Here is an 8,907-nt window from a genome sequence, read left to right as displayed (position 1 = left end):
CGGAGAGCAAGGACGGGCCGGTGATCTGGGAAGACCATTTCTATCCCGAGATCATCGACCCCGACACGGGCGAGGTGCTGCCCGATGGCAGCGAGGGCGAGCTGGTCTTCACGTCGCTGTCCAAGGAAGCCATGCCCATCGTGCGATATCGCACGCGGGACCTGACGCGGCTGCTGGCGCCGACCTCGCGCAGCTTCCGGCGCATGGGCAAGATCGTGGGGCGCAGCGACGACATGATGATCATCCGCGGCGTCAACGTCTTTCCGACCCAGATCGAGGAAATCGTGCTGGCCAATGCCAGCCTCACGGGCCTGTACCAGATGCACATCAGCCGTGAAGGCCTGCTGGACACCGTCGAGGTGCACTGCGAGCTGCAGCCGCAGCGGCGCGGCCTGGGCGATGCCGAACGCAGCGAGATCGCGCAGTGGGTGCAGCAGCGCATCAAGACCCTGGTGGGCATTTCCACGGCGGTGCGCGTCTTCGATCCCGACACCATCGAGCGCACGCAGACCGGCAAGGCCCGGCGCGTGTACGACAAGCGGCCGCGCTGAGGCACCGCCGGCCGTCGTCAACCATTTCATTGAAGGAGATCGCACATGTATACCCAGGCCATGGACACCATGGGCAAGGAAGCGGGCGATGGCGGCAAGGCCGTGCGCTCGGCCGACGAAATGCGCCTGCAGCAGCGCTTCGACGAGCGCATCGATGCCGGCGAATTCATCGAGGCCAAGGACTGGATGCCCGACAACTACCGCAAGACGCTGCTGCGCCAGATCAGCCAGCACGCGCACAGCGAGATCGTCGGCATGCTGCCCGAGGGCAACTGGATCAGCCGCGCGCCCACCCTCAAGCGCAAGGCCATCCTGCTGGCCAAGGTGCAGGACGAGGGCGGCCATGGCCTGTACCTCTACGCGGCCGCCGAGACGCTGGGCAGCAGCCGCGACCAGATGCTGCACGCGCTGCACACGGGCAAGGCCAAATACAGCTCCATCTTCAACTACCCCACGCTGACCTGGGCCGACATGGGCACCATCGGCTGGCTGGTGGACGGCGCGGCCATCATGAACCAGGTGCCCATCTGCCGCTGCTCCTATGCGCCCTACGCGCGCGCCATGGTGCGCATCTGCCGCGAGGAGAGCTTTCACCAACGCCAGGGCTACGAGGCGCTGCTGACCATGATGCAGCAGGGCACCGAGGCGCAGAAGGCCATGGTGCAGGACGCCGTCAACCGCTGGTGGTGGCCGTCCATCATGATGTTCGGCCCGCCCGACGACCAGTCGCCCAACAGCGCGCAGTCCATGCGCTGGGGCATCAAGCGCATCTCCAACGACGCGCTGCGCCAGAAGTTCATCGACGCCACGGTGGACCAGGCCAAGGTGCTGGGCGTCACCCTGCCCGATCCCGACCTGAAATGGAACGAGGCCCGCCAGGCCCATGACCATGGCCCCATCGACTGGGACGAGTTCTGGCGCGTGATCGCCGGAGACGGCCCCTGCAACCGCGAGCGCCTGGGCGCACGCGTCAAGGCCTGGGACGAAGGCGCCTGGGTGCGCGAGGCCGCCCTGGCCCATGCCCGCAAGCAGACACAGAGAAACCAGACCCGCAAGGAGGCCGCATGACCGCCGTCGAACAGAACATCACCAACGAATGGCCGCTGTGGGAAGTCTTCGTCCGCAGCAAGGCCGGCCTGGACCACAAGCACTGCGGCAGCCTGCATGCGGCCGACCCGCAGATGGCGCTGCAGATGGCGCGCGATGTCTACACGCGGCGCCAGGAGGGCGTGAGCGTCTGGGTGGTGCGCTCGGACCAGATCGTGGCCAGCGACCCCGGCGACAAGGACATGTTCTTCGACCCGGCCCAGGACAAGGTCTACCGCCATCCGACCTTCTACCAGCTGCCGCCCTCGGTGGACCACATGTGAGCGGGGTGCAGCCATGAACGCTTCCGCCTCGGCATCCTCCATCGCCATCGACGCCCGTCCCGAGGTGCAGTACCTGCTGCGCCTGGGCGATACCTGCCTGATCCTGGCCCAGCGCCTGGGCCAGTGGTGCGGCCACGCGCCCATCCTCGAAGAGGACATCGCCATGACCAACATGGCGCTGGACCTGGTCGGCCAGGCGCGCGCGCTGCTCACGCGCGCCGGCCAGCTCGAAGGCCGCGCGCACGACGAGGACCAGCTCGCCTTCCTGCGCGACGAGCGCGACTACTTCAACGCCACGCTGGCCGAGCTGCCGCGCGGCGACTTCGCCTTCACCGTGCTGCGCAACGCCATGGCTGCCACCTGGCTGCGCCTGATGTGGGAGCGTCTGGTGCACTCCAGCGACGCCGAGCTGGCCGCCATCGCCGCCAAGGCGCTCAAGGAAGCGCGCTACCACGAGCAGCACGCGGGCGACTGGGTGGTGCGCCTGGGCGACGGCACCGAGGAATCGCGCCAGCGCATGGAGGCGGCGCTGGCCCAGCTGTGGCGCTATGCGGCTGAGCTGTTCACCGACGACGCCACGGACGCCGCCGCACGCGCCAGCGGCCTGGGCCCGGCCTGGTCCGAGCTGCGCGAGCCCTGGCAGGCCGAAATGGCCGCCCTGCTGCAGGAGGCCACGCTGGACATGCCGGCCAAATCCGCCTTCCGCAGCACGGGCCGCAACGGCGTTCACAGCGAGCACATGGGCTTCATCCTGGCCGAGATGCAGCACCTGCAGCGCGCCTATCCGGGCGGGGTGTGGTGATGGCTGCCGCACGGCTGGTGGCCGTCACATCCGCCTCGGCCGAGCGCGAGCGCCTGGCCTGGGCCGCGCTGCAGGACGTGCCTGATCCCGAGGTGCCCGTGATCTCGGTCTGCGAGCTGGGCATCGTGCGCGAGGTCCATGCCCTGCCCGAAGGCCAGGGCATGGAGATCGTGCTCACGCCCACCTACTCGGGCTGCCCGGCCACCGAGGTCATCGAGCGCAGCGTGCTCGAGGCCATCGAGGCCGCCGGCCTGGGCCCCGCGCGCGCCGTGCTGCGCCGCGCCCCCGCCTGGACCACGGACTGGATCAGCGACGACGGCCGGCGCAAGCTGCGCGAGTACGGCATCGCGCCGCCCGGGCGCTGTGGCGACGCCGGCCTGCCGGAAGGCACTTCGCCCATCCGCCTGGTGCGCCGCCGCCAGGGCATTGCCGTGCCCGAGCCCGTTGCCTGCCCGCACTGCGGCAGCGCGCACACCGAGCGGCTGTCGGCCTTCGGCGCCACGGCCTGCAAGGCCCTGCACCGCTGCCTGGACTGCCGCGAACCCTTCGAACACTTCAAGCCGATATGACCACGACCACGATGTTCCACCCGCTGCGCGTGCGCAGCATTGCGCCCGACACGGCCGAGGCCGTGGTCGTCTCCTTCGACGTGCCGCCCGCGCTGCGCGAGGTCTTCGGGTTCACCCAGGGCCAGTACCTGACGCTGCGCCACCAGATCGACGGCCAGGACCTGCGCCGCAGCTACTCCATCTGCGCAGGCGTGGATGACGGCGAGCTGCGCGTGGGCGTGCGCAAGGTGCGCGGCGGCCAGTTCTCCAACTGGATCAACGAGCATCTGCGCCCCGGCGACACGCTGCAGGTCATGGCGCCCCAGGGCCGCTTCTTCGTGCCCATCGAGCCCGGGGCCGCGCGCCACCATGTGGGCATCGCCGGCGGCAGCGGCATCACGCCCATCCTGTCCATCATGAAGACCGTGCTGGCGCGCGAGCCCGCCAGCCGCTTCACGCTGATCTACGGCAACCGCCAGCTGCAGTCCACCATGTTCAAGGAGGAGATCGAGGACCTCAAGAACCGCTACATGTCGCGGCTGTCGCTGCAGCATGTGTTCTCGGACGAGCACACCGACCTGCCGCTGAACATGGGCGTGATGGACCGAGCCAAGATCGCCGAATTCCTGCAGGGCGTGGTGCCGGCCGCGCACATCGACCATGTCTACATCTGCGGACCCTTCCAGATGAACGACGAGGCCGAGGCCGCCCTGCTGGCCGCCGGCGTGCCCGAGGAGCGCATCCACATCGAGCGCTTCGGCGTGGCCCTGCCGGCCGCAGGCCAGGGCACGGTGGGCGCCGTGGTGCACGAGGCCCAGCCCGGCGACGCCGCCACCGCCCGCATCACCCTGGTGCGCGACGGCCTCTCGCGCGAGATCCCCTTTACGCGCGGCCAGGCCAGCATCCTGGACGCGGCCTCCTCGGCCGGGCTGGAAGTGCCCTATTCCTGCACCTCGGGAGTCTGCGGCACCTGCCGCGCCAAGGTGGTCGAGGGCGAGGTGCGCATGGAGCGCAACTTTGCCCTCGACAAGAACGAGGTCGCCTGCGGCTTTGTCCTGACCTGCCAGGCGCATCCGCTGACCGAGCGCGTGGTGCTGTCGTTCGATGAGCGATGAGGGCGCCTGCGTTCTGGAGCAGGGCAGGAAGACTCAGGGAAACAGTGTCGAAAGCATGTGCTTTGGCACTGGCAGCCCATCAGATGCTTCGATGAAATGCAGACCCTTGGATGCGGGCTGTATGGACTGAAACGCGGAAGGAAAGCGCGGCAGCTGCACATGGTGCTTGCTCTTGCATTCCTCGCAGGCGTGGAACTGCGGCTGGAAGACTTTGTTTTTATGGCTTCCCACGGGACCGTTGGCATCCCAGACGGCCAGCGATGCCTCGGTGGAAACCGGCTTGCACAGGTTCTTCCAGTCCAGTGCCCCGTGCACGACCATGTAGAAGCCAATCAGGTTGGAAACGAGGTCTTCCTGGCTGAATCCACTGTCTGTGAGGAGCGACATGGATGCCTGCAGGCTCTCGAAGCCCATGGAAACCTCCATGAATATGGCCAGGGCCACGGAGCGCTTCGCTGAAAGAGACAGGCCTTTCTTGACGAGATAGAACTTGGCAAATTCCTGGGTCAGGCCAAAGCGCCCCATGGATTGCTTGTATTGAATCAGATGGCTGTCGGAGTGACCGGGAATCCCGATGCCACGCTCATGCAGTATGTCTTTCCAGAGATAGGCCGCACTGGCGTAGCGATTGCGATGGCTCTCGACCGATTGGAGGTGGCCCAGGTCAATCCATCCGCAGTTGCAGGTATAGATGAGTCTTCGGGGTATGTGGGATCTGCTGGACATGTTCAGTCGTAATGGGTGAGCGTGACCTTGCACAGGCCTGTTGCGATTGCCTGGGTGACCGCCAGTACGGCAACTTCGCCGGCCGATGACGCGTATTGCGCGTATTGGACAAGGCGCTCTCCCTCGGGGACAAACGATGCGGCGGCATTTTCGGCTTCGATGGATCTCTGGTGGAAATCCTTCTGGCGCAGGTAGCTGGTGAGGGCCGCAGTGGCCTCGGTGATGTCCTTGGCGCTGGTCTCGAAGGTCATCTCGGACTGCGGGGGCTTGTTGCCATCACCGACGGAGCCGAAGTAGGTGGGCTGCGCCATCGTCCCTGTCGCTGGCGCATTGCGTATCAGGGAAGAGATGCCTACGTAATATCTGAGCGATCCCCGCTCAGGCGAGTAGTCCTCCTGGGAGATGAGAAACCCATACACGGCCAACCAGGATGCGGATGCGGCAAAGACCAGGAGGACAAGGCCCAAGATAACGGATCTGAGTCGCATGGAAGAGATGGAACGGGTTCGGGGAGGTGACAGCGGTCCAGATCCTAAATGAGCGGGCTGAAATCTTTATTTCAAAAGAGTAACTCTTTGAAATAGAGAATTTTCTGAATGACCCATTCGATATTTGACGGATTTCTCTTTGCGAAAGAGCAGACCGCGTCTGCCCCAGGAAAGCAAGCGGTCTGCCAGCGCAGGGAAACCATGCCCGGGGCAGGTTTCCTACTCGATGCCGATATCCAGCCGCGACACCAGTGCCCGGCCGTGTTCGTTCAGGCCCGTCACCTCGACCGTGCTGCCGTGCTTGCGCAGGCGCTGGCAGACCTTATCCAGCGCATTGACGGCCGTGATGTCCCAGAAATGGGCGTTGGTCAGTTCGATGCGCACGGGCCGGCCTTCGATGTCCCGCACGTCGAAGGCATCGACCAACTGATCGGCCGAGGCAAAGAAGACCTGGCCCGAGACGCGGTAGGTCAGGCCTGCGCCGTCCTGCGTCTTCTCGACGGACAGCAGCCTTGAGACCTTGAAGGTGAAGAACACCCCGCTGAGCAGCACGCCGACGCCCACGCCGGCGGCCAGGTTGTCCGTGGCCACGGTGACCACCACGGTGGCCAGCATCACGGCGCTGGACAGCTTGGGGTGCCTGAGCAGGGCGCGGGCCGATCCCCAGTCCAGCGTGGAGGCCGACACCATCACCATGATGGCCACCAGCGCCGCCACCGGCACCTGCGACACCCAGGGCTTGAGCAGCACCATCAGGATGAGCAGGAAGGCGCCCGCGAACAGCGTGGACAGCCGGCCGCGGCCGCCGTAGCGCACATTGCCCACGGTCTGGCCGATCATGGCGCAGCCGGCAATGCCGCCGAACAGGCTGGCCGCGATGTTGGCCACGCCGATGCCGCTGCACTCGCGGTTCTTGGAGCTGGGCGTGTCCGTGAGTTCATCGACCACGCTGGCCGTCATCATGGACTCCAGCAATCCCACCATGGCGATCGCCAGCGCGGGCAGGGCGATCAGGCGCAGCGTCTCCAGCGACCACGGCACCTGCGGCAGCCCGAAGCTGGGCAGGCCGTCCGGCAGCAGGCCCAGGTCGGCGACCGTCTTCAAGGGCAGGTCCAGCCAATTCGCCGCCACTGTCAGCACCACGATGCAGACCAGGGGCGAGGGCACGACCGTGGTCAGCCGGGGCAGGCCGTAGATGATCAGCAGGCCGGCGCCCACCATGGCCCAGGTGGCGGCATTGGCGCCGATCAGGTGCGGCATCTGGGCCGAGAAGATCAGGATGGCCAGCGCATTGACGAAGCCCGTGCGCACCGAGCCCGACACATAGCGCATCAGCACGCCCAGGCGCAGCAGGCCGAACAGGATCTGCACGGCTCCCGCAAGAATGCCGGCCGCAAAAAGGTATTGCACGCCATGCGCATGCACCAGCGGAGCGGCCACCAGGGCGACCGAGCCCGCTGCCGCCGACACCATGGCCGGGCGCGCGCCGGTGAAGGCGATGACGATGCTGATGATGAAGGAGGCGAACAGGCCGACGGCAGGATCGACGCCAGCCACGAAGGAGAAGGCGATGACCTCGGGGATCAGCGCAAAGGTGGCCACGGCGCCGGCCATGAGCTCGCGCGGAATGCTGGGCGCCCACTCGGCGCGAAAGGTATGGGGGTGTTTCGACATGGAAATGGCCGGCCCCGCCGCGCTGGGTGTGACAGGGCGGGGCGGGATTTTGTAGACGGGAATGAACATGCCGGGCGTCGGGCGATGCCCGAAACCTGGCGGCTTGTACGGTTCGGCCGTGCTACGGCGGCGCCAGGCGGGTGCAGCCCGAGCGCCGGCTCTGCGAGCCGCGCGCGATGCGGGCCAGCGTGAAGCTGTGAAGGCGTGCGGCATCGCGGCTGCGCGCTTGGCGAGCCTCGGGTTGACGGTGCCGGTGGACTGAAATCACGGGCGCGATTGTACGAGGGGGTGCTGCCTGCCGCGGGATGGACCCCTGGCCGCAATCAGTCGTAGTGCGCCATGGTGGCGCGGTAGCGCACAGGGCCTTGCTCGGCCGACGAGGCCTGCACCACTTCCACGTAGACGACTTGGCCCGAAGCCGCCGTGTACCTGGCATGGCGAACGCGCCGCCCCATGCCGTAGGAGGGGCCGGGCGTTTCGTCGTCCGCACTCCGGGAATAGCCTTTGCCGAGCAGGTAGGCATCGAAGGCGTGCGTGGCGGGGCCAATGCTTGCGAACTCCACGTCATAGGACACCAGGCCGTGTGGCGGCTTGTTGCCGTCGCCCACGGTGCCGAAGTACTCCGCCTTGCCCAGCGCGCCCACCAGCGGCGCATGGCGCACCAGGGACGAGATGCCGATGTAGTAGGTGAAGCTGCCGGGCTCGGGCGTGTAGTCCTCCTGCGAGATCAGGCACAGGGCTGCAGCCAGCCAGCCGAACACGGCCAGCGGCAGGCACAGGACAAGACTCCACAACAGGGTTCTGGCACGCGGCAGGAGCATGGGATTTGTCGTCGGGCGCCTGGAAAAACAAAACCCGCTTTCCGGGGAAAGCGGGTCTGGATGCTCAAGAACCTTGATGGTCCGAATCAAAACGGAATGTCGTCATCCATGTCGTCAAAGCCCGAGGCTGCGCGCTGCGGCGGGGGAGCCATGGGTGCGGGAGCGGGGCGCTGGGCAGGGGCCTGGCGCGGTGCGGGCGCTGCCATGGGGGCAGGGGCCGGGCGGCGCTGTTGCTGCTGGGGAGGGGCGTCGTAGCCGCTGTCGCCATAGCCTTCATCGCCATAGCCGCCGCCTTGCTGGCCACCGCCGCCGCCTTGGCGGCTGCCCAGCATCTGCATGGTGTCGGCGCGGATTTCGGTGGCGTAGCGTTCCTGGCCGGAGGCCTGATCGGTCCACTTGCGCGTGCGCAGGCTGCCTTCGACATAGACCTGGCTGCCCTTGCGCAGGTACTGGCCCACGATTTCGGCCAGGCGGCCGTTGAAGACCACGCGGTGCCACTCGGTGGCTTCCTTGTTCTCGCCCGTGTTCTTGTCGCGCCAGCGGTCGGTGGTGGCGATGGTCACGTTGGCCACCTGATCGCCACTCGGGAAGGTGCGCATTTCGGGGTCGCGCCCGAGGTTGCCGACGATGATGACCTTGTTGACGGATGCCATGAGTGAAATACCTTTACAGAGAGAAGTGGCCCGGGCATAGAAGGATGGATCCCGGGCCAGACGCGCCATTGTGCCGCAAGCCGTCCGCCGTTGGCAGGGGGCGGATATGCCGGTGCAGCGGCTGGCTGCAGCAGTTTGTAACCGTCGGAAAACTGCCGT

The 8,907-nt window shown here is 66.7% G+C and carries 10 protein-coding genes and 1 pseudogene; 6 read left to right on the top strand and 5 right to left on the bottom strand.

Annotated elements, in window-relative coordinates; genetic code table 11:
* From DTS01S_RS21985 to paaE, 6 genes and pseudogenes are all read left to right on the top strand, one after another.
* A pseudogene (locus tag DTS01S_RS21985) lies at positions 1-551 on the top strand (phenylacetate--CoA ligase); the annotation flags it as partial.
* Between the two features lie 45 nt (positions 552-596).
* Positions 597-1,619: a 1,2-phenylacetyl-CoA epoxidase subunit PaaA gene (paaA, locus tag DTS01S_RS21980; RefSeq protein WP_012202742.1), complete on the top strand. Its 1,023-nt coding sequence runs from the start codon at positions 597-599 to the stop codon at positions 1,617-1,619.
* A complete protein-coding gene (paaB, locus tag DTS01S_RS21975) occupies positions 1,616-1,921 on the top strand; it encodes a 1,2-phenylacetyl-CoA epoxidase subunit PaaB (protein WP_012202743.1) in 306 nt (101 codons plus the stop codon). Before paaA ends, paaB begins: the two co-directional genes overlap by 4 nt.
* A 13-nt stretch (positions 1,922-1,934) precedes the next feature.
* Positions 1,935-2,723 carry a 1,2-phenylacetyl-CoA epoxidase subunit PaaC gene (paaC, locus tag DTS01S_RS21970; RefSeq protein WP_061288774.1) on the top strand — a complete coding sequence of 263 codons (789 nt, stop codon included), beginning with the start codon at positions 1,935-1,937 and terminating at the stop codon, positions 2,721-2,723.
* Positions 2,723-3,292 carry a 1,2-phenylacetyl-CoA epoxidase subunit PaaD gene (paaD, locus tag DTS01S_RS21965; RefSeq protein ID WP_016449340.1) on the top strand — a complete coding sequence of 190 codons (570 nt, stop codon included), beginning with the start codon at positions 2,723-2,725 and terminating at the stop codon, positions 3,290-3,292. The genes paaC and paaD overlap by 1 nt, the downstream gene beginning before the upstream one ends.
* Positions 3,289-4,386, top strand: coding sequence for a 1,2-phenylacetyl-CoA epoxidase subunit PaaE (paaE, locus tag DTS01S_RS21960; protein ID WP_016449341.1), 1,098 nt, complete (start codon positions 3,289-3,291; stop codon positions 4,384-4,386). Before paaD ends, paaE begins: the two co-directional genes overlap by 4 nt.
* Before the next feature lie 33 nt (positions 4,387-4,419).
* Here the strand turns inward: paaE and DTS01S_RS21955 are convergent, their stop codons facing one another.
* The 5 genes from DTS01S_RS21955 to ssb all read right to left on the bottom strand — a co-directional run bounded on the left by DTS01S_RS21955 (position 4,420) and on the right by ssb (position 8,748).
* Entirely contained in the window at positions 4,420-5,112 is a 693-nt protein-coding gene (locus tag DTS01S_RS21955; protein WP_016449342.1) for a hypothetical protein, read from the bottom strand.
* Between the two features lie 2 nt (positions 5,113-5,114).
* Positions 5,115-5,423: a hypothetical protein gene (locus DTS01S_RS31305; protein ID WP_227468506.1), complete on the bottom strand. Its 309-nt coding sequence runs from the start codon at positions 5,421-5,423 to the stop codon at positions 5,115-5,117.
* Positions 5,424-5,819: 396 nt separating this feature from the next.
* Positions 5,820-7,274 carry a SulP family inorganic anion transporter gene (locus DTS01S_RS21945; RefSeq protein WP_370671651.1) on the bottom strand — a complete coding sequence of 485 codons (1,455 nt, stop codon included), beginning with the start codon at positions 7,272-7,274 and terminating at the stop codon, positions 5,820-5,822.
* A gap of 323 nt (positions 7,275-7,597) precedes the next feature.
* Complete coding sequence (locus tag DTS01S_RS21940) at positions 7,598-8,095, bottom strand: hypothetical protein (RefSeq protein WP_016449345.1); 498 nt, start codon at positions 8,093-8,095, stop codon at positions 7,598-7,600.
* A gap of 86 nt (positions 8,096-8,181) precedes the next feature.
* Positions 8,182-8,748 carry a single-stranded DNA-binding protein gene (gene ssb / locus DTS01S_RS21935; RefSeq protein WP_016449346.1) on the bottom strand — a complete coding sequence of 189 codons (567 nt, stop codon included), beginning with the start codon at positions 8,746-8,748 and terminating at the stop codon, positions 8,182-8,184.
* Positions 8,749-8,907 lie beyond the last annotated feature (159 nt).

The organism is Delftia tsuruhatensis NBRC 16741 (genome assembly GCF_001571325.1).
GTDB lineage: Bacteria > Pseudomonadota > Gammaproteobacteria > Burkholderiales > Burkholderiaceae_C > Comamonas > Comamonas tsuruhatensis.
This window is presented reverse-complemented; position numbering and strand designations above follow the sequence as displayed.

Bases quoted from the DNA above. Each gene is read 5' to 3' on its own strand.
- paaA (WP_012202742.1), top strand. From the start codon at position 597: ATGTATACCCAGGCCATGGACACCATGGGCAAGGAAGCGGGCGATGGC.
- paaB (WP_012202743.1), top strand. From the start codon at position 1,616: ATGACCGCCGTCGAACAGAACATCACCAACGAATGGCCGCTGTGGGAA.
- paaC (WP_061288774.1), top strand. From the start codon at position 1,935: ATGAACGCTTCCGCCTCGGCATCCTCCATCGCCATCGACGCCCGTCCC.
- paaD (WP_016449340.1), top strand. From the start codon at position 2,723: ATGGCTGCCGCACGGCTGGTGGCCGTCACATCCGCCTCGGCCGAGCGC.
- paaE (WP_016449341.1), top strand. From the start codon at position 3,289: ATGACCACGACCACGATGTTCCACCCGCTGCGCGTGCGCAGCATTGCG.
- DTS01S_RS21955 (WP_016449342.1), bottom strand. From the start codon at position 5,112: ATGTCCAGCAGATCCCACATACCCCGAAGACTCATCTATACCTGCAAC.
- DTS01S_RS31305 (WP_227468506.1), bottom strand. From the start codon at position 5,423: ATGGCGCAGCCCACCTACTTCGGCTCCGTCGGTGATGGCAACAAGCCC.
- DTS01S_RS21945 (WP_370671651.1), bottom strand. From the start codon at position 7,274: ATGTCGAAACACCCCCATACCTTTCGCGCCGAGTGGGCGCCCAGCATT.
- DTS01S_RS21940 (WP_016449345.1), bottom strand. From the start codon at position 8,095: ATGCTCCTGCCGCGTGCCAGAACCCTGTTGTGGAGTCTTGTCCTGTGC.
- ssb (WP_016449346.1), bottom strand. From the start codon at position 8,748: ATGGCATCCGTCAACAAGGTCATCATCGTCGGCAACCTCGGGCGCGAC.